The 22,323-nt window shown below is 65.6% G+C and carries 27 protein-coding genes and 1 tRNA gene; 14 read left to right on the top strand and 14 right to left on the bottom strand.

Features of this window, described 5'->3' with window-relative positions; translation table 11 throughout:
• Positions 1 to 4: 4 nt before the first annotated feature.
• Positions 5 to 1,126 carry a thiamine ABC transporter substrate-binding protein gene (locus NATPE_RS18295; protein WP_006183084.1) on the bottom strand — a complete coding sequence of 374 codons (1,122 nt, stop codon included), beginning with the start codon at positions 1,124 to 1,126 and terminating at the stop codon, positions 5 to 7.
• Between the two features lie 98 nt (positions 1,127 to 1,224).
• Here NATPE_RS18295 and NATPE_RS18290 point away from each other — a divergent pair, with 98 nt between their 5' ends.
• A complete protein-coding gene (locus NATPE_RS18290; protein ID WP_006183083.1) occupies positions 1,225 to 2,340 on the top strand; it encodes an AI-2E family transporter in 1,116 nt (371 codons plus the stop codon).
• Positions 2,341 to 2,557: 217 nt separating this feature from the next.
• Here the strand turns inward: NATPE_RS18290 and NATPE_RS21555 are convergent, their stop codons facing one another.
• Positions 2,558 to 3,442, bottom strand: a complete 885-nt coding sequence (locus tag NATPE_RS21555) for a halocin C8-like domain-containing protein (RefSeq protein ID WP_015299281.1) — start codon at positions 3,440 to 3,442, stop codon at positions 2,558 to 2,560.
• Positions 3,443 to 3,656: 214 nt separating this feature from the next.
• Entirely contained in the window at positions 3,657 to 4,478 is an 822-nt protein-coding gene (locus NATPE_RS18280; RefSeq protein WP_006183081.1) for a helix-turn-helix transcriptional regulator, read from the bottom strand.
• A gap of 249 nt (positions 4,479 to 4,727) precedes the next feature.
• Here NATPE_RS18280 and NATPE_RS18275 point away from each other — a divergent pair, with 249 nt between their 5' ends.
• Positions 4,728 to 4,940, top strand: coding sequence for a hypothetical protein (locus NATPE_RS18275; RefSeq protein WP_006183080.1), 213 nt, complete (start codon positions 4,728 to 4,730; stop codon positions 4,938 to 4,940).
• Between the two features lie 7 nt (positions 4,941 to 4,947).
• Here NATPE_RS18275 and NATPE_RS18270 read toward each other — a convergent pair whose 3' ends face one another.
• Positions 4,948 to 6,423, bottom strand: coding sequence for a hypothetical protein (locus tag NATPE_RS18270; RefSeq protein ID WP_006183079.1), 1,476 nt, complete (start codon positions 6,421 to 6,423; stop codon positions 4,948 to 4,950).
• A 160-nt stretch (positions 6,424 to 6,583) separates the two neighbouring features.
• The gene (locus NATPE_RS18265; protein WP_006183078.1) at positions 6,584 to 6,793 is read right to left on the bottom strand and encodes a hypothetical protein; all 210 of its coding nucleotides are present in this window, start codon (positions 6,791 to 6,793) and stop codon (positions 6,584 to 6,586) included.
• Positions 6,794 to 7,056: 263 nt separating this feature from the next.
• On the opposite strand from NATPE_RS18265, the gene NATPE_RS18260 reads away from it, so the two are divergent.
• Positions 7,057 to 7,602, top strand: a complete 546-nt coding sequence (locus NATPE_RS18260; protein WP_006183077.1) for a DUF5518 domain-containing protein — start codon at positions 7,057 to 7,059, stop codon at positions 7,600 to 7,602.
• Here the strand turns inward: NATPE_RS18260 and NATPE_RS18255 are convergent, their stop codons facing one another.
• The 3 genes from NATPE_RS18255 to NATPE_RS18245 form a co-directional block, all read right to left on the bottom strand.
• Positions 7,603 to 8,895, bottom strand: coding sequence for an ABC transporter permease (locus tag NATPE_RS18255; protein WP_006183076.1), 1,293 nt, complete (start codon positions 8,893 to 8,895; stop codon positions 7,603 to 7,605).
• Positions 8,892 to 9,641: an ABC transporter ATP-binding protein gene (locus NATPE_RS18250; protein WP_006183075.1), complete on the bottom strand. Its 750-nt coding sequence runs from the start codon at positions 9,639 to 9,641 to the stop codon at positions 8,892 to 8,894. Before NATPE_RS18250 ends, NATPE_RS18255 begins: the two co-directional genes overlap by 4 nt.
• 110 nt (positions 9,642 to 9,751) lie before the next feature.
• On the bottom strand, positions 9,752 to 10,063 hold the full coding sequence (locus NATPE_RS18245; protein WP_006183074.1) for a hypothetical protein: 312 nt from the start codon (positions 10,061 to 10,063) through the stop codon (positions 9,752 to 9,754).
• A gap of 318 nt (positions 10,064 to 10,381) precedes the next feature.
• Between NATPE_RS18245 and NATPE_RS18240 the strand changes: the two genes are divergently transcribed.
• The 3 genes from NATPE_RS18240 to rpiA are packed head-to-tail and all read left to right on the top strand — an operon-like array spanning position 10,382 to position 12,935.
• Positions 10,382 to 11,323, top strand: a complete 942-nt coding sequence (locus NATPE_RS18240) for an ABC transporter ATP-binding protein (protein ID WP_015299278.1) — start codon at positions 10,382 to 10,384, stop codon at positions 11,321 to 11,323.
• Positions 11,320 to 12,174 (top strand): ABC transporter permease subunit, encoded by an 855-nt coding sequence (locus tag NATPE_RS18235; protein WP_006183072.1) that lies wholly within the window; start codon positions 11,320 to 11,322, stop codon positions 12,172 to 12,174. The genes NATPE_RS18240 and NATPE_RS18235 overlap by 4 nt, the downstream gene beginning before the upstream one ends.
• A 53-nt stretch (positions 12,175 to 12,227) precedes the next feature.
• A complete protein-coding gene (rpiA, locus tag NATPE_RS18230; protein WP_006183071.1) occupies positions 12,228 to 12,935 on the top strand; it encodes a ribose-5-phosphate isomerase RpiA in 708 nt (235 codons plus the stop codon).
• Positions 12,936 to 12,954: 19 nt separating this feature from the next.
• Here the strand turns inward: rpiA and NATPE_RS18225 are convergent, their stop codons facing one another.
• The 3 genes from NATPE_RS18225 to NATPE_RS18215 all read right to left on the bottom strand — a co-directional run bounded on the left by NATPE_RS18225 (position 12,955) and on the right by NATPE_RS18215 (position 14,128).
• Positions 12,955 to 13,383, bottom strand: coding sequence for a hypothetical protein (locus NATPE_RS18225; RefSeq protein WP_006183070.1), 429 nt, complete (start codon positions 13,381 to 13,383; stop codon positions 12,955 to 12,957).
• Between the two features lie 7 nt (positions 13,384 to 13,390).
• Positions 13,391 to 13,843, bottom strand: coding sequence for a hypothetical protein (locus tag NATPE_RS18220; RefSeq protein ID WP_006183069.1), 453 nt, complete (start codon positions 13,841 to 13,843; stop codon positions 13,391 to 13,393).
• Positions 13,844 to 13,960: 117 nt separating this feature from the next.
• Positions 13,961 to 14,128, bottom strand: a complete 168-nt coding sequence (locus tag NATPE_RS18215; protein ID WP_004267503.1) for a DUF1931 family protein — start codon at positions 14,126 to 14,128, stop codon at positions 13,961 to 13,963.
• 298 nt (positions 14,129 to 14,426) lie between these two features.
• Between NATPE_RS18215 and larB the strand changes: the two genes are divergently transcribed.
• The 5 genes from larB to NATPE_RS18195 all read left to right on the top strand — a co-directional run bounded on the left by larB (position 14,427) and on the right by NATPE_RS18195 (position 18,280).
• Positions 14,427 to 15,185, top strand: coding sequence for a nickel pincer cofactor biosynthesis protein LarB (gene larB, locus NATPE_RS18210; protein ID WP_006183068.1), 759 nt, complete (start codon positions 14,427 to 14,429; stop codon positions 15,183 to 15,185).
• Positions 15,186 to 15,303: 118 nt separating this feature from the next.
• The gene (locus tag NATPE_RS22840) at positions 15,304 to 15,453 is read left to right on the top strand and encodes a DUF7563 family protein (RefSeq protein ID WP_006183067.1); all 150 of its coding nucleotides are present in this window, start codon (positions 15,304 to 15,306) and stop codon (positions 15,451 to 15,453) included.
• Positions 15,454 to 15,532: 79 nt separating this feature from the next.
• Positions 15,533 to 15,781, top strand: coding sequence for a GIY-YIG nuclease family protein (locus NATPE_RS18205; RefSeq protein ID WP_006183066.1), 249 nt, complete (start codon positions 15,533 to 15,535; stop codon positions 15,779 to 15,781).
• A 58-nt stretch (positions 15,782 to 15,839) separates the two neighbouring features.
• On the top strand, positions 15,840 to 16,823 hold the full coding sequence (locus tag NATPE_RS18200) for a hypothetical protein (protein ID WP_006183065.1): 984 nt from the start codon (positions 15,840 to 15,842) through the stop codon (positions 16,821 to 16,823).
• Between the two features lie 62 nt (positions 16,824 to 16,885).
• Positions 16,886 to 18,280, top strand: a complete 1,395-nt coding sequence (locus NATPE_RS18195) for a phosphoglucomutase/phosphomannomutase family protein (protein WP_006183064.1) — start codon at positions 16,886 to 16,888, stop codon at positions 18,278 to 18,280.
• A 278-nt stretch (positions 18,281 to 18,558) separates the two neighbouring features.
• Here NATPE_RS18195 and cysE read toward each other — a convergent pair whose 3' ends face one another.
• From cysE to NATPE_RS18180, 3 genes are all read right to left on the bottom strand, one after another.
• Positions 18,559 to 19,074, bottom strand: a complete 516-nt coding sequence (cysE, locus tag NATPE_RS18190) for a serine O-acetyltransferase (RefSeq protein ID WP_006183063.1) — start codon at positions 19,072 to 19,074, stop codon at positions 18,559 to 18,561.
• A gap of 195 nt (positions 19,075 to 19,269) precedes the next feature.
• Positions 19,270 to 19,938, bottom strand: a complete 669-nt coding sequence (locus tag NATPE_RS18185) for a metallophosphoesterase family protein (RefSeq protein ID WP_006183062.1) — start codon at positions 19,936 to 19,938, stop codon at positions 19,270 to 19,272.
• A gap of 149 nt (positions 19,939 to 20,087) precedes the next feature.
• The gene (locus tag NATPE_RS18180) at positions 20,088 to 20,678 is read right to left on the bottom strand and encodes an IMP cyclohydrolase (RefSeq protein ID WP_006183061.1); all 591 of its coding nucleotides are present in this window, start codon (positions 20,676 to 20,678) and stop codon (positions 20,088 to 20,090) included.
• Positions 20,679 to 20,785: 107 nt separating this feature from the next.
• On the opposite strand from NATPE_RS18180, the gene NATPE_RS18175 reads away from it, so the two are divergent.
• The 3 genes from NATPE_RS18175 (at position 20,786) to NATPE_RS18170 (ending at position 22,321) form a co-directional block, all read left to right on the top strand.
• A complete protein-coding gene (locus tag NATPE_RS18175) occupies positions 20,786 to 21,355 on the top strand; it encodes a homing endonuclease associated repeat-containing protein (RefSeq protein WP_015299277.1) in 570 nt (189 codons plus the stop codon).
• A 67-nt stretch (positions 21,356 to 21,422) separates the two neighbouring features.
• A tRNA-Gln gene (locus NATPE_RS22435) sits at positions 21,423 to 21,495 on the top strand.
• A 127-nt stretch (positions 21,496 to 21,622) separates the two neighbouring features.
• Positions 21,623 to 22,321: a rhodanese-like domain-containing protein gene (locus NATPE_RS18170; protein WP_006183059.1), complete on the top strand. Its 699-nt coding sequence runs from the start codon at positions 21,623 to 21,625 to the stop codon at positions 22,319 to 22,321.
• The last annotated feature ends 2 nt before the right edge of the window (positions 22,322 to 22,323 follow it).

Here is a 22,323-nt window from a genome sequence, read left to right as displayed (position 1 = left end):
GGGCTTACTGGCCGGCGAACTCGCGGGCCCAGTCGTCGACCCACCCCTCGAGGTTGCCCCGGAGTCGGTCGTAGCCGACGGTCACCGCCTCCGGCGGGACGTGGGCGTACTGGTCGAACTCGTCGTCGAGATCGACGAACTCCTCCTCGACGGCGGGGAACTGGACGTTGCGCTGTGCGATGACGGCCTGGGCCTCGCTCGAGAGGGCGAAATCGAGGAACTCGTAGGCGAGGTCGAGTTCGCTCGCGCCCTCGAAGATCCCCATTCCTTCGGGGTTGGCGTACCCCTGATCGTTCGGGAACGCGACCTGATGGCGACGCATGTCGTAGCCGTACTCGTTTGCGTACACCTGGTCGGTCGAGTAGGAGACGACCATGGGTCGCTCCTCTTCCATATACGCGCCGCTGTAGGACTCGGACCAGTCTTTGAGGATGCGCACGCCGTTGGCCGCGAGGTTGTCCCAGTAATCGAGATAGCCATCCTCGCCGTAGGCGTCGATCGTCCACAGCAAGAATGCCTGGCCGGGATCGGAACTCTGGGCGTTCTGGGCGAGCAACGCGTCCTCGTAGGCCGGTTCGGTCAGATCCGCGAGCGTCTCGGGTTCGTCGACGACGGTCTCGTCGTAGACGAGGCTGATGTAGCCCGTGTCGTAGGCGAGGACCCGGCCGTGAGGATCGCCCATGTCCAGCCCGTCGCGGATCCGCTCGGCGTTGTCGATTCGGTCGACGTTGAGATCCCGGAGCAACCCGCCTTCCTCGAGTCGGTCGTCGACCAGAACGAGATCGTCGACGTTCGCGCCGAGATAGACGTCGGCGTCGAGGTCCACGTCGCTTCGCTCGCGCTCGATGTACTGGTTGATGCCGTTTTCCGGCACCGTCCAGGTCAGTTCGGCGTCGGGATACTCCTCCTCGAAGACCTCCTTGAGCCACTCTCCGGCCGGATTCTCGCCGTCGACCATCGAACTGTAGGTCGCGACTCGAAGCTCCCCCTCGAGGTCCGGATTTTCCGGCTCGGGGTCGCCGTCGCTGCCGTCGTCGCCGTTTCCGTCGCCATCGCGAGTCAGACAGCCGGCGACGCCGGCGACCGTCCCCGCACCGACCGTCCCGATGAACGTTCGTCGATCCATTACTCGGTGGTTACACTCAGTGGTCTTAAACGGCGTGATCGGCCGATCGGTCCCGTCAATCGGACAAAGACTTTACCGCTCGAGTGAGAGTCTCGGCTGTGACTGAGACCGCTCGCGGGGGAGATCGCTCGAGACGAAAGCGCCGTTACGTCCTCGCGGGGATCGTCGTCGCGCTCGGGGTCGTGACCGGCGGGATCCTGCTCGAGGTACTGGGAACGATCCTCTTCGCACTGACGGTCGCCTACGTCCTCATGCCGGTCCAGGGGTGGCTCGTCAGGCGCGGGCTCTCGGAGTGGACGGCCGCGCTCGCGGCGACTGTGATCGGCTTCGCGAGCGCGACCGCCGTCTTCGCGCCGATCGTCGTGACGCTGTACTTTCGCATCGAGGGCGTCCTCGAGGCGGTCGAGGCCCTGCCGCGTGAGCTGTCGATCACGGCCTTCGGAACGACCCAGACCATCGAGGCGGGGCAGGTCCAGTCGATGGCGGTCGATTCCCTGAGCGGCGTCGCGACCGACTTCGCGCTTTCCCTCCCGGTGCTGGCGATCAAGTTCGCGCTGTTTCTCGTCCTCATCTTCGGCGTCCTGCTCAAAGGCGACGAGGCGGGCCGGGCCGCCGTCGCGCCGATCCCCTACGACTACCGCGACGTCGTCTACGCGCTCGCCACGCGGGCTCGAGAGACGCTGTACGCGATCTACGTCCTGCAGGTCGCGACCTCGCTCGCGACGTTTGCCGTTGCCTACCCGCTGTTTTGGGCGCTGGGATACGAGGGCGCACTGACGCTCGCGATCGTCGCCGCCGTGTTGCAGTTCGTCCCGATCATCGGGCCGAGCATGTTGATCACGCCGATCGCGCTCTATCAGGCGGTCGCCGGCAACCTCGTTGCAGCGGCCCTGATCGGCGTTCTCGGCCTCGTCCTCGTCGGCTGGCTCCCCGACGTCGTCGTCCGGCCGCGGCTGGCGCGTCGCTCCGCCGGCCTCCCCGGCAGCCTCTATTTCGTCGGCTTCACCGGCGGGCTCTTTACCCTCGGCCCGATCGGCGTCGTCGTCGGCCCGCTGCTGGTCGCCGTCTTCGTCGAGGCCGTCGACCTGCTGGCCGACGAGGTCAACACCGACGCCACGTTCAGCGAGATCATCGAAGCCGATCTCGAGCCGCCCGCGAACGGCGATACGGAGACGACTTTTCAGGAGTCGAGTTCGCAGACCGCGGATGACTGAGTCCGCGGACGAGATCGAATCCAACACGGAACCGAATCCGTACGGCAGGGACCAACGTGCGGCCCCGACGGTATCGCCCGATGGGGGTGGTGGCTCTGCGACCCCGAGCCGGCGCGCAGCCGGGACCGCTATGTACTTATCTGGTCGCTATGTCCCGGAGACATGGTCTCGGCGGGCTGCTGACCGCTCACCGATACCGCATCGCGGGCTCGTCGAATCAACAGAGGTCCGCTCTGTCACAGGCCTCTTCGGCGACTGCATCGCCGCAGCCGCTGTACTCGTCGGCGACGGTACAGATGATCTCGACGAGACCCAGACAGCTGAGTCCGGCAACCGGAACGGTGATCCCGAGGAATCCACAAATGAAGCCGCCGGTCGCACCGCAACCGACGTTACAGACCTGTCCGGCCACGATCTTACAGGCGTCACACCCCGTGACGTCGATCTGCGTCGTGACCGTTCCGTTCGCCGTACCGCCCGCGCCCGACTCGTCTAGCTCGGTCGAGCCGTCCTGTACCCTGCGGATCGCCGCCGTGTCGACGGAGATGACCGTCGTTCCGCCCGCCGAGTCCGCTGTCGCGGTCTCGAGCTGTTCGCTCCCAGCCGCGTCCGCGGATTCCGTTCGATGGACCTCATCCAGAACGCCGTCGTCGGTCTCGTAGTAGTAATCAAGGCTCGCGACTTCGATCTCATCGGTCGTCGGGTCGCGTCCGACGACGATGCTGCCCCGCTCGGCGTCGCTCAGTCCCTTGAGCTCGTATTCGACAATTTCCCGAGTGAATCCCTCACCCGTGGCGTAGCCGGCAGTGACGCCGTCCGCCTCGTTACGAATCAGATTTCCGTCCTCTCGAGCCTGCTGTGCCAGCTCTCGGAACGCCTCGGTCTCGGAAAGCTCGCGGGCGAGTTCCCGTTTCTCTTCGCCGGTAAGGAGCCTCGTTTCCTCCGCCCGCGAGAACTGGCTGCCAGCGGCTGCGACACCGGCCGTTCCGGTCGCGAGAACACCGGCCGTACCGACCGTTCTGAGGACCGTTCGTCGATCGATGCCCGTCTTGTCGTCCGAGCGTTCGTCTTCGGTCATCGCTGCAGTTATTATTTCTTTCATGTGTGTATTAATAGTATCTAGTGCGGAATTAGTATCCAGTGTCGCTCGAACGACTGCCACTCAGTGTGTAGGGCCCGCACGAATCCGCCCGACCGGTCGCTCGACGGTGTTATTCGTCTCGGACCGACTGCAGCGACGGTTACCGCGTCGACGATCTCGGCACTGGCGGCGGGTCACCGAATCACGACCGAGGACTCGTCTGGCAGACGCCGGCTCATTCGGTTAGGGGTAGTTCGGCGTTCCGTCCGCCCTGTTCGAACGACCTGTATTCGTCTTCCAGCCAGTTCTCGATACCGCCCGCGGGATCGTCGAACCGAACGATACCGTGTATCCCGCCCCCGTCGTTGTACGCGACCAGCATGCATCGGTCCTCGTCGAAACAGATTCCGAACGGTGGGCGCTCATCGATTACCGTTACCGCTACCGTGTCCGATCGCCGTAACGTTCGGAGTTCGGCGGCCGCCGTCGCGACCAGCGTTTCGAAACACTCCTTCGGTCCGACGAGTTCGATTCGGGTCGTCGGACACAAATCGGTAAGCAGCGTCACATATCTCGGGTTTATCGCTGGAAGACACAACTGCAACCGGTCCGCGGTTTCGATGAATTCGATGAATTCGTTCACTGCAGCGAACGGCTGGTCGGCTCCGTTCAACGCGATTTCATCGTTTCCCAGCGCGGGGAACTCCTCGGGGAGATCGACGGTACACTCCGTAAGAAACGTTCCAAGCTTGGTCGCGCGTTCGACATCGCGTAGTAATTCGTCGAAACTCGAGAGTACGATCTCGCCCGCGGCCGTGATCGCGTATCGGTTCCCGTCTTCCGCGATCCAGTTTTGCTGTCGCAACGTGCGGAGGTTACGCCGGAGGGTCGTTCGATGGATGTCCATTTGTTCCGCCAACTCGGACTGCGTTCGTGACGACTGCTCGAGGAGACGCAGCAGTCGAAATCGATGTCGCGTCTCCATCAGCACTTTCGCGTCGTCGTACGTGTCGTTCTCGACGCTGTCCTCGACTTCGGTCTGGGTATCGAAGTTCATGTGTAGTGACGGCCTCGACTCTGGTTTGATCCGCCGATGCGCGTTCGCGGAGTACGCTTCTTCTGTCAATTCGACCGGCCCTTTAGTTTCTATATTTTCGATATAGTATTTATTTCTTTTTATGAAAATGTATATGTGGGCGCGAACGATATCCTGTCACGTTCTCTCGAAGTTCCGGGATTGCCCAACGGTAAAAATCGGAAATTAGTAAACATCACTTTAATATGGTTGGTGTATCTACACGTTCGCATGAACCGTCAAACCTCGCTGCCGATCGCCCTGTTGATCACGGGCGTAGCGGCCCTCTGTGGGCTGATCGTCGCGTCGGGGTTCCTCGACCCCGATTGGATGCTCGAGACGCTCGGGCTCGAGGTGTATCTCGCTGCGATCGTCGGGATACTCGTCTGTGGTGTCCTCTCGTTCTGGTTCGACCTCGCAGGGACGATTCGACGGAAACTGTGAGGAGGATTCAATCGAGCGTGTAGCGGTCGAAGCATCGGACCGCGATCCGGTAACAGCCGTATCCGACTCCGGCCTCGATCGAGAGCCAAACGAGCGTTGAGAGTCCAGCGAACATGGAGACCGTTGTGGGATCGCCCTCGAACAGTATCCACGGACCGAGAACGGCGACGACACCTCCAACCCCGAACGCGAACACTATCGTCGAGTAGATCGCGAGGGCGGTCAGACTCGGCGGGACGATGTCCCGTCGTCGACCGATACGGACCGCGCCGAATCGTGGAAACACCATCCCGACGGCGAGTCCGATCGCGATGGCGGTTGACCCGTGAACGCCGGCCCAGACCGCGAGTCCCACGGAGACCGGCAGCGAATACGCCGCGACGCCACTCCCGGCGACGCTTCCGACAAGCAACGGGATGCCGACGACGGCGCTGACAAGCGCCGTTCCCCGCACGAACTGCCGGCCGGCAAGCGGTGACGCTAGCGTCGTCGGTAACGCCGCCCCGTCGTCACCCAGCGGGTTCAGCGTGAGGAATCCGCCGACGAACCACGCCCCGAGGAGCCCGACGGCGATCGGAAACCCGGATTCGATATCCCCGATCCGGGCCAGATCAACGAGCAGCCACGCGCTGATAAGCAGCGGCAACGCAAGGTGCGAGAGCCGAGACGGACGTCGTTTCGCCCGACGGACCGACCGGCATGCGACACAGCGCGTCGGTCGATCGACCCGTTCCGCGAGCGACGCGACCGAGACGAGTCGATCGTCCGACTCGTCCGCTGTCCGTCCGCCCGACCAGTCCTCGTAGGCGGTCGCGTTCCGTCCGTCCAGCCAAAGGGCCGTCGTGGTCCGTTTCGTTGCGCTCCCGCACGCAGCGACGAGAACGCCCGTTCCAAGTACCGCGCCGACGGCTCGGTACGGTGACGCTTCGATCGGTGTTCCGACGGCGAGGAGATCGCCGTACCAGCTCGGCGGCAAGCGCGCGGCGAGTTCGGGAGCCGTACCGAGTCGGCTCATGGCGACGACGAGACCGGCGACAGTGACGAGTGCGATTCCACCGGCCACGAACGACGTCTTCCACTTCGACCGCCGACTGAACAGGGCGATTCCGGAGCCGGCCGCGTAGCCACAACAGACGCTACTCAGCAGTGCGAGACAGACCGTCAGTGGGACGGTAACCAGCGGTGCGTACGTATCGGCTCCCGAGAGAAAGCCGAGACCGAGGAGCCCCGTCGGCAGGAGCGCGAAGGCGAGCGCGCGGACGTATTCACCGACCAGAACTCCGATCGTCACCGCCGTCGGTCCCGTACTCGTCAGTAGCAGCGACGCGTTTTCGATATCGTCGACCCGCATCGCCGCCCGCTGGCCGAACAACGCGGTACTCGACAGCCACAACAACGTCGTGAACAGTCCGACCAGCGGCGGAAGCGTCGGGTCGGAGCGAGCCACGAGTTCCGCGGTGCCGCCCTCGATGACCAGCGCCATCAGCCCTAGATAGAGACACGACACGACACCGCCACAGACGAGCAATGCGAGCCGAAGGGGTTCTCGCCTGAGCGTCCGCCAGTCTCGTACTCCGTCAACGTATCCAATCCGCAGGCCATCGATGAGGGCTCGATATCGTCGCGACATCTCTCGCGGCCGGCTACGAGGCGCCGTATTTCAATCCCCCGTAGTAGATCGCTCCCAAGACCACGCCGGCGACGACCGCCTCGAGTACCGACGGGTCTTTGCCCGTGGCTACGTCGAACCCGATTTTGACGGCGAACACGACCACGGCTGCGATGATGCCGTGAACGACGTGGTTCTCTATTAGCAGTCGATTCAGTCGACCGAAGATCGAGAGTACTGGCATTCTCGGTCCTCCTTCCGTAACTGGTTACGCCCTCATCCGGGCCGCAATCGGTCCATCGGCGATGCTTGTACCCACACGGCGTCTATCCGGTGCTGGTTTATTCATGGCAGTTTATACAAAATCAAATTTTCTACATAGTCTGATATATTTTATGGTTATTACGCCAGGATAGAGCGTGGCGACCGATGGGACGAACGCCGTTGCGGTCGATGTTTCCGAGTGGGTCCCGCCACACCTTTCACTGCGTCCGTCATCCGTTCGATATGGTCAGCACTCGAACCCTTCTCAACGCCGTCATCGGTGCTGTCGTCGGTGTCGTCCTCTCGTTCATCCCGTTCTCGACCGTCCTCGGCGGCCTCGTCGCCGGGTTCCTCGAGGGGCCGGATAGCCGTCAGGGTGCGACCGTCGGCGCGATCGCCGGTGCGATCACGTTCCTGCCGATCGCGGGAATGGGGCTGGTCGTCTTCGGTATCCTCGGGCTCGGGCTCACCGGTGGGGTTCCCCTCGAGGGGTTCGCGCTGGTTTCGATCGTGATCGCCGTCGGCGGGCTCTTTGCTCTCTTCTATACGGTGGGCCTCTCACTGCTCGGCGGCTATCTGGGCGCGTATCTCGCTCGCGAGTATCCCGACCGCCACCACCGGACGCGGGCCACGATCGGCTACGAAACGGAATCCGGTCGGGCACCCCCTGCCGACGGCGAACCGACGTGGGACCGCGACTCGGGAACCGCTGACTCGAGGGAGTTCGGCGCCGATCGCACCGCGGACGAACGTGACGCCGACCGCGAGCGGGATCGCGACCGGTTCTGATCACTCGTAGCGCAGCGCGTCGATCGGGTCCGTCCGCGCGGCCCGCCATGCGGGATACAGCCCGGCGAGGACCCCGACGAGTATCCCCACGACGACCGCGAGCGCGACGTACTCGAGGGGGTAGACGAGCGGCAGGTCGACGTATTCGGCCCCGACGTAACCGCCGACCAGTCCGAGGGCGGTCCCCAGGATCGCGCCGATCACGCCGAGGATCACCGCTTCGGTCAGGAACAGGCCGAGGACGTCGCGGTTCTGTGCGCCGACGGCTTTCATGATGCCGATCTCGCGGGTCCGCTCGGTGACGCTGACCAGCATGATGTTGGCGATGCCGATCGAGCCGACCAGCAGGGAGATGGCCGCGATGCCGACGATGAAGTTCCGCAGCAGGTCGAGTACGTCCTGAAGCTGCTGGAGCAGTTCCGTACTCGTCTGGAACCTGACCGCGAGGTCGTCATCAAGGAACTCGCTGGCGTCGGACTGATCGCTCTCGAGGTAGTCGGTCGCGCTCTCGCGGGCGGCGTCGATGTCGGCCGCGTCGTCGGAGGGGGCTTCGACGATGATCGCGAGGAAGCGCGCCTCGCCGTCCTCGCCGCCGCTTTCGTTCTCGCCCCCGTCGTCGGCCCCGCCGGCTCCGAGTCCCGACGCTTGTTCCGTGTAGTAGGGATCCGTGGGAACGTACACCCGCGGCGAGGACTCGAACCCCTCGAATGGGCTCTGGCCTTCGCTGGTATCGGTGATCCCGACCACTTCGACGGTCCGGCGCTCGCCGCCGAGGATCGTCACGGTCAGTTCGTCGCCGACGGTAACGTTCTCCTCGAACTGGTTGGCAGCCGCCGGGTTGAGGACCGCCTCGGGTTCGCCCTGCCGGAACTGGCGCCCCTCAGCCAACCGCTCCTCGCGGATGTAGGACGGCCCCGAGGCGATCAGCCCGTTCCCCTGGGCGACCGTCTCGTCGCCGTTCGAGATCGCTTGCGTCTGGATCGTCGCGTAGCCGTAGGCCGCCTCGACCTCGTCCAGATCCTCGACCGCCTCGAGGTCGTCGCCGGTAAACACCGGCTGGGCACCCGCCAGCGGCCCGCCTTCGGTGTCTGGCTCGGCCGCCCAGCCGTAGACGTTGCGCTGATCGTCGGGGCTGATATCGCCGATGATGCCGGCCTGGAGGCTCGCACCCAGCGTGACGAAGGCGATCACCGCCGCGATCCCGATCACGATCCCCAGCGTCGTCAGCGCCGACCGGAGCTTGTGGCCCCGGATCGACCGCCACGCCAGCCGTAGGCTCTCTATCGGGTTCACTCGGAATCGGCCTCCGACGACCTCGTTCGCGAGGCCGGCTCCGGTGTGTCGTCGCCCGCGAGTTCCTCGATCCGTTCGATCCGCCCGTCGAGCAGGTGGACGATCCGGTCGGCCCGCTCGGCGACGTGCCGTTCGTGGGTAACGACGATCATCGTCGTCCCGGCATCGTGGAACTCGTCGAAGAGGTCCAAGATCTCCGTCTCGGTGTCGGTATCGAGGTTGCCGGAGGGCTCGTCGGCCAGCACGATCGCGGGATCGTTGACCAGCGCCCGGGCCAGCGCGACCCGCTGGCGCTGGCCGCCCGACAGTTCGTTGGGCAGGTGATCCCCGCGGTCGGCGAGCCCGACCCGCTCGAGCAGGTCACGCGCTCGCTCGCGCCGTTCCGTCCGGTCGATCCCCTGAAACAGCTGCGGGAGGGCGACGTTCTCGACGGCGTTCAGTCGGGGCATGAGGTTGAACGTCTGGAAGACGAAGCCGACCTCGGTGCCCCGGAGGCGAGTCCGCTCGCGGTCGTCCAGCGTGTCGATCGCTCGCCCGCCGACGACGACCTCGCCCGCCGTCGGGGTGTCCAGACAGCCCACGAGGTTCATTAGCGTCGACTTGCCCGAGCCGCTGGGGCCCATGATCGCCGTATAGGACCCTTCCGGTACCTCGAGCGAGACGCCGTCTAACGCGTGGACGGGCTCGCCGATCCGATAGGTCTTGCGGACGTCCGAGAGGGAGACGGCCGTCTCCGCCGTTGCCATGAGCGTTGATCGACGGACGGCTCAAAAAAAGTTCGGCGTAACGATGTATTCGTGCCGGCGCCCGATCGCACGGCCGGCTGGACCGCGGAGCCGGCGACGACCCGTGACGGCTACCAATCGCCGCCCGTCGCGTCGCCGCCCATCGGCTCCGTCGTCGTCTCGTCGCCTCGGAGGAGGACGTACGCGATGACGGCGATGACGCCGATCGGGAAGGCGAAGAACAGCAACGCGCCGACACCGACGGCCCACGCGAGTTCGTTGTTCTCGCGTTTCGAGGCGTCCTTGTATACCCAGTAGGCGACGCCGACCGTGATCGCGACGCCGATGATGAGGCCGATTACCATCGCGGCGAGCATCGTCGTCGAGTCGACGGGGAGGTCTTCACCGCCGGACTGGAGCGGGAAGAGGGCGAGTTGCAGCATTATACCACCCGGCTCGAGCGGCGGGTCGGTCGTCGAACGGGACCATGTTGCCGATCAGAATCGGCGTGATCGGCGGGGTGGAGAGCGGGTTCTTGCATACAAATGATTGTGGCCCAACAGGTGTTATAGCTCTTCCGATCTGGTTCCGTAATTGACAATACGTCCTCGCTGCCGGGACGGATATCGTAGCCGCTGAAGCGATTGACACACTGACTGCAACGCTGTCGTACGATCAGGTGCGCAGTGACTGTCAGTGTCGACTATCGTTCCGGCATGCAGAAAGTTATTTGCCATCCAAAAAAGTAGTATAGTTAAACAGTGCCCTCCATCGATATATCCAACGTGACGAAACGGTACGGCACCGAGACGGCACTCGACGGGCTCTCGCTGTCCGTCGAGCGTGGCGAAATATACGGCTTTCTCGGTCCCAACGGGGCCGGGAAGTCGACAACGATCAACCTCCTATTGGACTTCATTCGGCCGACTACCGGCGAGGTTCGGGTGTTCGACCTCGATGCGCAGGCGGACTCCCTCGAGATCCGCCAGCGAACCGGTATCCTTCCCGAGGGCGCCGAACTCTACGAGCGCCTGACCGGCCGCCAGCACGTCGAGTTCGCGATCGAGTCCAAGGGGGCCGACGACGATCCCGACGATCTCATCGAGCGGGTCGGTCTCTCGCCCGACGCGGCCGGAAAGAAAGCCGGCGGCTACTCGAAGGGGATGGCCCAGCGGCTCACCTTCGCGACGGCCCTGGTCGGCGAGCCCGACCTCCTGATCTTAGACGAGCCCTCCACCGGCCTCGACCCCAACGGGGCTCGCCGAATGCGCGAGATCATTCGCGAGGAAAACGAACGCGGCGCGACCGTCTTCTTCTCGAGTCACGTCCTCGGGCAGGTCGAGGCGGTCTGTGACCGCGTCGGCATCCTCCGGGACGGCGACCTGATCACCGAGGACACCGTCGAGGGACTGCGCGACTCGATGCCCGACCAGACCAGACTCCGCGTGACCCTCGATCGGATCCCCGACGACTCGGATGCTGCCCTCGCGGCGGTCGAGGCGATCGATGGCGTCTCCTCGGTAACCCCGGAGGGACGGTCCCTCGTCGTCGCCTGCGAGGACCGCGCCAAGACCGAGGTCCTCCACGTCGTCGAGGAGTACGGCGTCACTGTCGAGGACTTCGAGACCGACGAGTCCTCGCTCGAGGACCTGTTCGTCGCCTACACTACGGGCGCCGACGGTGGCCGGGAGGTGGTTCGATGAGCGCGATCACCGTCGCGAAGAAGGACTTTCGTGACGCGGTCCGGTCGCGCCTGCTGCTGGGACTGACCGCGCTCTTTGCCCTGTTTACCGTCGGCGGAGCCGCGCTGGCCTCGTGGGCTTCCGGGTTGTTTTCGGAGGGTGGCGGCGAGTCGACGATCGGACTGATCTTCGCGTTGCAGACGCCGGCGGGCTTTCTCGTCCCCGTGATCGCACTGATCGTCGGCTACGGTGCGATCGCGGGCGAACGCGAGACCGGGAGCCTGAAGTTCCTGCTCGGACTGCCCCACCGCCGTCGGGACGTCGTCCTCGGGAAGGTCCTCGGTCGAACTGGCGTCGTCGCAGTGTCGATCCTGATCGGCTTCGCCGTCGGCCTGATCGGGCTCGTCGCCTTCGTCGGCGAGGTCTCGCCCGTCGACTATCTCGCCTTTACGCTGGTGACGGTCGCTTTCGGGTTCGTCTACGTCTGTCTCGGCGTCGGCATCTCCGCGATGACCCGGTCGACGACCAAGGCTGCCGTCGGCGCGATCGCACTCGTGGTCCTGTTCAAAGCCCTCTGGGGACTACTCTCACAGGTCCTGCTCTACGCCATCGAGGGAACGTTCCTTCCCGAAACGTTCCCCGGCTGGTACCTCGTCTTCAACTCCATCACACCGGATGCCGCCTACGGCTCCGCGATCGGGTTCGTCCTCCGCGAATCGCAGTTCACCTCGGCGGGTGCCTACGAGTCACAGGGACTGATCGAGAGCGTGCCGCTGGTGGCCGAGCCGTGGTTCGGTTTCGTGATCCTCGCCGTCTGGGCGCTCCTGCCGCTGGCACTGGGTCTCTGGGGGTTCGGACGAGCGGATCTCTGAGCGGCCGACCGCGAATTACAACGTTTTTGCCCTCGCCGCTCCCGTGAGGAGGTATGAAGACGGCAGGTGGCTCCGACGCGGCGAAACGACGGGCCGGCGAACGCGCGGCCGAGGACGTCGCCGACGGGTTCGTCGTCGGCCTCGGCACCGGTTCGACGACCGCCTATGCGATCCGCGCGCTCGGCCGGGCCGTCGACGACGGCCTCGAGATCCGGGGGGTCCCGACCTCCTTCCAGTCCCGTCAGTTGGCCCTCGAGGTCGGCATCGAACTGACGGACCTCGACGCGGTCGACGGCCTCGATCTGGCGATCGACGGGGCGGATCAGGTCGTCGACGACGCGGACGCGGCCGCACACGGCGCGTTGATCAAGGGTGGCGGCGCGGCACACGCCCGCGAGAAACTCGTGGACGCGGCGGCTGACCGGTTCGTCGTCGTCGCCGACCCCTCGAAGCTGACCACTCGCCTCGAGCGGTCGGTCCCGGTCGCCGTCCTTCCGGACGCTCACACTGTCGTCGCGGACCGGATTCGGGACCTCGGCGGCGAGCCGACGCTCCGAGATGCCGGCGAGAAGGACGGCCCGGTCGTGACCGACAACGGCAATCTCGTCCTCGACTGTGCGTTCGGCTCGATCGACGATCCCGACGAACTGGCGACACGGCTCTCGGCGATTCCGGGCGTCGTCGAACACGGGCTGTTCGTCGGGATGGCCGACGCGACCTACGTCGGCACCGACGACGGCGTCGAGACCCGCCACTACTGACGGGTAGGTGCCCGAGCGGCTACCGGTCCTCTCGCGTCTCACCGTCGGTGGTCGCGTCCCTCGGCGCATCGATCGGCTGCGGGAACAGGGCGACGGCCACGTAGCCGATACCCAGCAGCCGGGTCACCGGCAGCACCCACCGTTTCGGCTCGAGTTCGTTGCCGTTCTCGTAGGCCAGTTCGAGGCCGACCTCGAGGGCCGTTCGGGGGAACAGCGCCAGCCCGAGGCCGACGACGGCCAGTCCCGTCTCGAGACCGGACGGCGAGCCCCGCTTGCGACCGAGCAGCCAGACGACGATCGCTCCCTTGAGCCGAGCGATCGGGATCGTCCACGGCCGGAGCCGTCCGGCGTCCGGATCGACGAACGCGAGGCGCTCGGCGGCGGCGACGATCCGGTCGGGAACCGCGATCACGAGCAGTCCAGCGCCGACCGCCAGCGCTCGTCTCATGGACGCGTCACCGCGAGGGAAGCGGAACTCGACCCGACGGTTTCTCCGACTCCGCCGAGCCGTCCTTGCTCGTTTCCTCGCCCGTACTCCGTGAAAGCAGCGTCACGGTCAGATAGAGGACGCCAAGCAGCCGCGCCGCGGGCTCGACCCACGGCTGCAACTCGAGGTCGTCGGTGTTGGCATAGACCAGGTGCTGGCTGAGGTCGATGATCGGTCGGGGGACGAGGACGAGCGTCAGCCCGGCGAGCCCGAGCAGCCCGGAAACCAGCGTCGATCCCTGCCGGCCGCGGACGAGCAGCCAGACGAAGACAAGCCCCTCGAGCCGAGCGCCGGCGAGCGCCAGCGGCCGCGGTTGGGGCTCGCCGGGGTTTCGGAGGCCGATCCGTTCGCAGGCGGCGATCACCGGTTCGGGTTTCACGATCTCGAGGAGGCCGAAGCCGATCAGCAGTCTGCGCAGCATATCCGTCCGTATCACGGCATCGGGGAAAAAACTCGAGCCGGCAACGTCGTCCGGGCGTCGGCCGGCGACAGCTATCGCTATCGACCGTAGCGTCCGAAAAAATTGGGGTGGCGTCCCTTACAGGTCGCGGGGCTGGACCGTCTTCCGGTCGTTGGCTTCCGCGCGTCGGGCGGCGTCCTCGAGAAGCTCGTCGACTTCTTCGTCGAGTGCGTCGTAGAAGTCGGAGGCAACGTTTTTGTCATCGAGCGCTTCCTTTACGGCGGCTTTGACGATAAGATCTGCCATACGGTGTATCGGTTTCGCATAACTCCATATAAGAATTTTGGTTAGCAGCGGAAATACGGGGGTTGCAGCGGTTGATTCGCCCGTTTCGACCACCGATTTCACCGGAAAGTATATGGCATATGAGTGGCGGCCCCGCTGAACGGGGGTCGCGAATCGGCTGAGTTGCCTCGCGCGCGGTCCTCCGGGGCTCGCACGTACGTTACGAGATCACAAGATCATCGACGGCGTCCGCGCCGTGACTCGTCCCGGACCGACCGCCAGCCGACGCATTCGAGTACGTCGACCCCGGAACGGCGGTATGCGCGAACTCCTCGAGGCCGTGGCCGACGGCGACCTGTCGCCGGCCGAGGCCGAAGCCGAACTCAGGGGATACGTGGTCGGCGAGGCGGGCCGGTTCGACGCGGCCCGTCGACAGCGACGCGGGATCCCGGAAGCGATCTTTGCGGAGGGGAAGTCGGCCGAACAGGTCGTCGCGCTCGCCGAAACCGCCCTCGAGACGACGGGCCGAGCGCTGCTGACGCGTCTATCGGAGCCGCAGTTCGACGCGCTCAGGGATCACTTCGCAGCGACCGCCCCCGACGCGACGCTCGAGCGCCGGAGCGCGACGGCGCGAGTGCTGGCTCCCGACTACGAGCCGCCGTCGCTCGATGCGATGGTGGGGATCGCCACCGGCGGGACGGTCGACGAAGCGGTCGCCGACGAGGCCGAGACCGTCCTGCTGGACGCGGGCGTGACGGTCGATCGCGTCGACGATATCGGCGTCGCCGCGCTGTCCCGAACCCTCGACCAGCTCGACCGGCTCCGCGGGGCCGACGTGTTGATCGTCGTCGCCGGCCGAGAGGGTGCGTTGCCGACCGTCGTCGCCGGCCTCGTCGATACGCCGGTCATCGGCGTTCCCGTCGCGAGCGGCTACGGCTACGGTGGCGACGGCGAGGCGGCGCTTGCCGGGATGCTCCAGTCCTGTACCGTCCTCTCGGTCGTCAACGTCGACGCGGGCTTCGTCGCCGGAGCACAGGCGACCCTCATCGCCCGTGCGATCGCCGCTGGCCGCGACTAAGCTCTACCCCGTTCGGAAAAAAATAGTTTCCACAACCCAAAAGCCAAACAGTGTTTGGAGAAGGCTATTTAACCGTACACCCGGTATACCATGATACCGGCTCCGGCCGGTGTGACCAATGCCCAAGTGTGACCACTGCGGCGCGCACGTTTCCGAACGGTTCGCACGCGTCTTCGCCGACGAACGCGGCGAGATCCACGCGTGTGTCAGTTGTTCGGCCAACGCCGGCATCGCTGAAGCCGCGAAAGAGCGCGCTCGCGGCACCTGACCATCGCGATCGATCACGACTACCACGCGCCCCCACACGGACGAGACGCTTTTTAGGCTGGTCTCCCTGCTCACGACCGATGGCCGATCACGTCGTCTACGTCCTCGAGTGTGCCGACGGCTCCCTCTATACCGGCTACACGACCGACCTCGAGCGACGCGTCGCCGAACACGATGCGGGCGAGGGCGCGAAGTACACCCGCGGTCGGACGCCGGTCGAACTCCGCTACCACGAGCGCTTCGACTCGAAATCGGCGGCGATGTCCCGCGAGTACGAGATCAAACAACTCTCCCGAACTGAGAAGGAACGGCTCGTGGGCCTCGAGTAACGCCGGTCACGACGAATGCCTCGCTGGTCATTTCCCTCTGACACACGCCGAAAAATAGATGTCCGTCGGGAATGACAGTTCTCTCGAGATGCAAATCGATGTCGTCGACGAACTCAGACAACCGGAGTACACCGGCGACAACCGGTGTGAGCCCTGTACCGTCCTGAACCTGGTTATCGCGGCGATACTCGGTTCGATCGTCGCCCGCAAGTCCCGCCTCGGCGGACTGCTCGCCGTCGGCGTGTCGATCGCACTGATCTACCTCCGGGGGTATCTCGTCCCCGGGACGCCGACGCTGACCAAGCGGTACCTCCCGCCCGCGGTACTGCGCTGGTTCGGCAAGGATCCCGAACCCGCGGTCGCGAGCGGCCTCGGCGGCGGCCCGACGACCGAAACCGACCGCGATTCGACGGCGGACGACGCGGTCACGTTCGACGAGGACGCGGCCGTCGCGACCGACGACGCGACGTCAGCCGCCGACGGCGACGGGACCGCCGCTGCCGGAGCCGACGCCGATCCTGTCGCCGATCTCGAGACGTTCTTCCTCGCAAACGACGTCCTCGAGCCCTGCGAGGATCGCGACGATCTCTGTCTCACCGACGAGTTCGAAGCCGTCTGGTTCGGCGAGATCGACCCGCTCGCTGAGTCGGGGGTCGACGTCGAGGCGGCCGTCGACGCCTTCGGGTTCGACGCCGACCCCGAGCAGTTCGAACTCAGCGAACGCGGGGAGGCATACCGGCTGCTCTCGGAGACCGGCGCGGCCGGTCGCTGGCCCTCACACGCGGCCTTGCTCGCCGACGTCGCCGCCAGCCGCGCGCTCGCATCGTGGACCGACGACTGGGAGGCCTACGCGCCCGAGACGAAAGGCGAGGTCCTCAACGGGCTGCGGATGTTCCTCGAGACCTGTCCCTCCGGCGGCGACGTCCGGATGGGCGAGGAGGTCGTCGAGTCCTGTTGTAGCTCCCACGAAGTGATCGCGGTTACCTGCGAGGATACCGGCGAGCGGCTCTTCGAGCAGCGACTCGCTGACGTCGACGCCTGATCGCTTCCGAACGGCCCCGTCGTCCCGTCGCTTTTTTCGCGCCGGCCCTTGACCACCGGTGCATGGAGTCGATCAGCTTCGGTACCGACGGCTGGCGGGCGACGCTCGAGGAGTTCACGTCGCCCCGCGTTCGGATGGTGGGGCAAGCGGTCGCGACGTATCTCACCGACGAGGGCCTCGCGGGCCCGGTCGCGGTGGGGTACGACGCCCGCGAGAGTTCGCGGGGGTTCGCCGAGGAACTGGCACGGGTGCTGTGTGCCAACGGGTTCGATGTCCTGCTTGCCGATCGGGACCGACCGACGCCGCTCGTCGCCTACGCCATCGCCGACCGCGACCTCGCCGGCGGGCTGGTGATCACCGCCTCGCACAACCCGCCGGAGTACAACGGCGTCAAGTTCATCCCCAGCGACGGCGCGCCGGCCCTACCCGACGTTACCGACGCCATCGCCAACCGGCTCGCCGAGCCCGATCCGCTCCCCGAGGCCGACCACGGGGCCGTCACCGAGGTCGACTTCGCCGGGCCACACGCCGACGCCGCCCTCGAGCTGGTCGAATCGATGGCCGGCGACGTCGACCTCGCCGACCGCACCGTCGCCTACGACGCCATGCACGGCAGCGGCCGCGGGACCACCGACGCCCTGCTCGAGCGGGCCGGCGCGTCCCTGGAGTGTCTGCGCTGTGAGCCCGATCCCGCGTTCGGCGGCGGCGCACCGGAACCCGCCGCCGAGAACCTCGAGACGCTGATCGACCTCGTCACCGCCGACGACACCGCGCCGGAGCTGGGGATCGCCAACGACGGCGACGCCGACCGCATCGCCGTCGTCACGCCCGAGCGGGGCTATCTCGACGAGAACCTCTTCTTCGCCGCGCTCTACGACTACCTGCTCGAGACGGACTCGGGGCCGGCGGTCCGGACCGTCTCCACGACCTACCTGATCGATCGGGTCGCCCAGTCCCATGGCGAGACGGTCCACGAGGTCCCCGTCGGCTTCAAGTGGGTCGCGCAGGCGATCGGCGAACACGACGCCCTCGTCGGCGGGGAGGAGTCGGGCGGGTTCACCGTCCGGGGCCACGTCCGCGAGAAGGACGGCGTCCTCATGGCCCTGCTCGCAGCCGTGATGCACGCCGCAGAGCCGATCGACGACCGCGTGGATCGCCTGCTCGCAGAACACGGCACCGTCGTCCAGGACAAGATCAGCGTCGACTGCCCCGACGACGAGAAGGAGCGGGTGATCTCCGATCTCGAGGCTGAGATCCCCGAGTCCGTCGCAGGGACTGCCGTCGAGGACATCAACACCGCCGACGGGTTCAAGCTGCTGCTGGCCGACGGGTCGTGGCTGCTGGTGCGTCCCAGCGGCACCGAGCCCGTGTTGCGGGTCTACGCCGAAGCTGAAGACGAGGAGCGGGTGACGGAGTTGCTCGAGGCGGGTCGGGACCTGGTCGAACCGCTGGTGTGAGTAACTGCATCTGTTGAAGGGTTTGCGTAGGGAGCAGTTCGAGAGGTCAGAGCGTTCTGCTATCGTGGCAACAGGGAGCGGCCACGCCCTCCCCAGCCGATTCGCTCGTTCCTTTCAGTCACTCGCTCATCCCTCGCGCAGTGTTATCGACCGCCCTCGCTAGCGCTCGTCCGGTCGACAGTACGCGCCACCGCAGACGAACGATCGGCTTGCAGTGATACGTGTCTATTCGCGGCGTCCATCGAGCAGTGCTGGATGAGATGGGCAGCCTTTCTCGATCAGTCGACTCGCTCGGCCGGAACGCCGACGACGGTCGCACCGTCCGGAACGTCGTCCGTGACGACCGAACCGGCACCGACGGCCGCGTCCTCGCCGATCGTGATGTCGCCCAGCAGCGTCGCGTTCGCGCCCAGTTGCGCGCCGTCCTCGACCGTCGGGTGGCGCTTGACCGGTTCGTTCGTGTCGCCGCCGAGGGTCACTCCGTGGTACATGTGAACGTCGTCGCCGATCTCGGCGGTTTCGCCGATGACGACGCCCATCCCGTGGTCGATCGTCACCCGGCGGCCGAGTTCGGCGGCCGGATGGATCTCGACGCCGGTCAGCCAGCGCACCAGGTGGGAGAGCAGTCGGGCGAGCAGTCGAAAGCCCGGCCCGCGATTCCAGCAGCGGTGGGCGAGCCGATACCCCCAGACCGCGTGCAGCCCCGAGTAACACAGCAGGACCTCGAGTCGCCCCTTCGCGGCGGGGTCGCGCCCGGTCATCGCCCGGACGTCCTCACGCACGCGCTCGAACATCGGTCTCCGTCGCGGCGGCGGTCTCGAGGCGACGCGTGCGGTGCGGGGACGGCAAGCGACAACACCGGCCCACGGCGCGACGGGGTCGGTTCCGAGCGGGACGCGCGGTGTGGCCGATGGATACCATGTCCGGCAGTAGCAGCGGGGTGAGTGTAAAAGGGTTCGTTTCGGGGTGCCGACCGCATCGCTCGAGTCCTACTTGCCGCGGGCCAGCCGGGTACCGATGCGACTGGGCAGTTCAGCCTCCTCGACGGCCGTCTGGACGGCGTCGACGTCGTACTCGACGCGGTGGGTCTCGACGGTCAGGGCGTCGAGATCGACCACCGCGTAGCCCGCTCGCGGGTCCCCGTCGCGGGGCTGGCCGACGCTGCCCGGGTTGACGACGATCCCATCTCCGAACCGCTCGACGCCTTGGACATGGGTGTGGCCGAGTACCAGCACGTCCTCGTCGCCGAGCATTCGTTCGGTGAACTCCTCCGGGTAGGTGTATCGCGTGTAGCGGTCGGGATCGTCCGGGTGGCCGTGGACCAGTTTGACCCGGCCGTCGCACTCGAGTCGCTCTGCCGGCAGGTCGGCCAGCCACTCGAGCTGGTTGTCGGACAGTTCCCCGTTCGCGTGGTCAACGCCGGCCTTGGCCATGCCGTTGAACCGAAACGGGGTATCCCCGGCGACGGCGGCGTCGTGATTACCCATCACCGTCGGCACGTCCCGCGCACGCAGTTCGTCGACGCACTCCCCCGGCCAGGGGTTGTAGCCGACCACGTCGCCCGCACAGCACAGTTCGTCGACCGCGGGCATGTCCTCGAGGACGGTCTCGAGCGCGACCCGGTTGCTGTGGACGTCAGAGATGAGTCCGACCTTCATGTGTGAGTGATACGCCGCGAGGGATTTGTAGGTTGGCCGGGGCGTCGCTCACGCTCGCTCGGTGTCCGATGGAGAACCGATGTCGCTCCGGTCGGTTAGCTGACCTGCAGTGGCGCACGCTGGCGGCTGGCCGAGCGTAACGAGGTCGTTCAGTCGCCGTTCTCGATCGCCGTCTCGAACCCGTCGTCGGTCCGGGCGACGCCGGCCGCACAGACCGCGTGTTCGAACTCGAGGTCGTAGGCCGCGCTCGCGGCCGCGGCCGCACCGTCGGCGTCGAACTCGAACGCCTCGGGCGCGTTCTTCTCGTAGGTCGCGACCAGCGTCGGCTCGTCGACGGTCTCGATCAGCAGGGCGTCCTTTCGGACGGTCCCGATCAGGGCCTCGCCGTCGCCGCCGATCGTCGCCGCGATCCGGGGCGTATCGTAGTCGTCTTTCTCGTAGTCAAGCGCCAGCAGACTCTCGGCGAGGGCGTCCCGGGCGGGATACCCCAGCTCGAGTTTCTCCGCGATCGGATCGACATGCGAGCCGTTGCCGAAGGCGGCCGTCTCGCCGGTCGGCGTCTCGACGACCCGCAGGCAGTTGTACGAGACGTAGGGGTTGTCCGTCTCCGGAGCGTCCTCGGTGGGCCCGACGGTCAGGGCCTCGTCTCGAGCGGTGATTTCGCGGTTCGGGAACGATCGCGAGGAGACGCGGTACGCGCCGACCTCGGGACCGACGACGACGAATCGTCCGACGTACATACTCGGGGGTGCGCACGAGCGGGGAAAAGGAATGTCGGTTCGTTCTCGAGGTCAGTCGGACGGGTACCGTCCGGAGGTTTATACGGGATCGCGCGGCCAACCGCGGTATGGTTACCGAGGCGGCGTGTCTCGAGGCACTGCGGGAGGCCGCCGAACGACTGGGCGAGTCACCGACGAAGGCGCAGTACGAGGAGTTAGGGCTGACGCCGGCTTCCGCGACGATTATCCGAACGTGTGGCGGGTGGAACGACGCGAAGGAGACGGCGGGACTCGAGACATCCTACTCGAGAGGGCCTCGGGTTGGGCCGAAACCGGATGATGTCGAACTGCCCGAGGGAACGGCATGGGAAGATCTTTCCGTCGATCAGCGGTGGCACTATCGGAACACCGAGTGGAACACGGAACGGTCTCTCGACCGACGAGCAAAACATCGAGCATGGGTGTTCGAATATAAGCAAGAGAAGGGGTGTAACCGATGTGATGAGGACGATCCCAGGTGCTTGGACTTCCACCATCTAAACGAAGATGAAAAGGAGATGGCCGTCGGGAAGATGATCTCTTTCGGGTATTCGAAAGACAGAATCGAGAGTGAGATCGAGAAGTGTCTCGTTCTCTGTGCCAATTGTCATCGGAAAGAACACTACGACTCGCGCTGTACCGACCATCTGAGTTCGTAACACTCTAATACGGCTACCTGCTATCACGTGATACGCCGTTGGAAACGGATCCCAACGGAGACATGCTAGTCCATTAGGGTAGCGGCCAATCCTCCGAGCTTCTGGGGCTCGGGACGCTGGTTCGAATCCAGCATGGACTACTTCTCTGCCGTTTCGACTCGAGCAATCTTCCAGCCTCGCCTCCCGGTTTCCAGTTGAAACGAAGGGGTCAGTAGTGACGTGAGAGTCACCAGAAACCATATCTCCCTCTCGTCGCTAGACGAACCTATGAACCGACGGAGATTCCTCGCTCTCGGGGGGACGGTATCGCTTGGGGCGGTCGCCGGCTGTCTCGGCGACGACAATGGAACGCCGGCCAACGAGTTCGACTACGAGACGACGACGACCGACGGAACCGAGGTCCCGCTCGCGCCGGTCACGGACGTCTACGAGTGGTACGACAACGATGAGGCACAGTTCGCGGACGCACGGGGCCGCGATCAGTACGAGGAACTCCGCATCGCGGGTGCCGTGTTCTCGCCGGCTCCGGACGGAACCGAGAACGACCCGGTCGAGGAGTGGTCGACGAACACGCGGATCGTTACCTACTGTCGGTGTCCCCATCACCTGTCCTCTCAACGTGCCGCGTCGCTGATCGATGCGGGCTACGAACACACGTACGCGATCGACGAGGGACTGGGCGGCTGGGAAATGCAGGGATATCCGGTCGAGGGGTCGAACGTTCAGGCAGACTTCCAGCGCTACGAGATCAGCGGGACGACCGATACCGAGTACGCCGACGAGATGGTCGAACTCGAGCAGGTCGATGCGGACCGGAAGGAAGCGGCACCGATCGCCGACGACGGCTCGTACACCCTGCAGCTTCACTATGCGGGCCCGACCGACTCGCGGTTCAGAGTCGGCGTCGACGACACCTGGACCGAGGGGACGCTCGCGGAGTTGACCAGCGACACCGTGACGCTGTAAGG

It is taken from the genome of Natrinema pellirubrum DSM 15624, from assembly GCF_000230735.2.
Lineage (GTDB): Archaea > Halobacteriota > Halobacteria > Halobacteriales > Natrialbaceae > Natrinema > Natrinema pellirubrum.
Note: the sequence above shows the minus strand (reverse complement) of the source record. Positions and strands in the feature narration are given on the sequence as shown.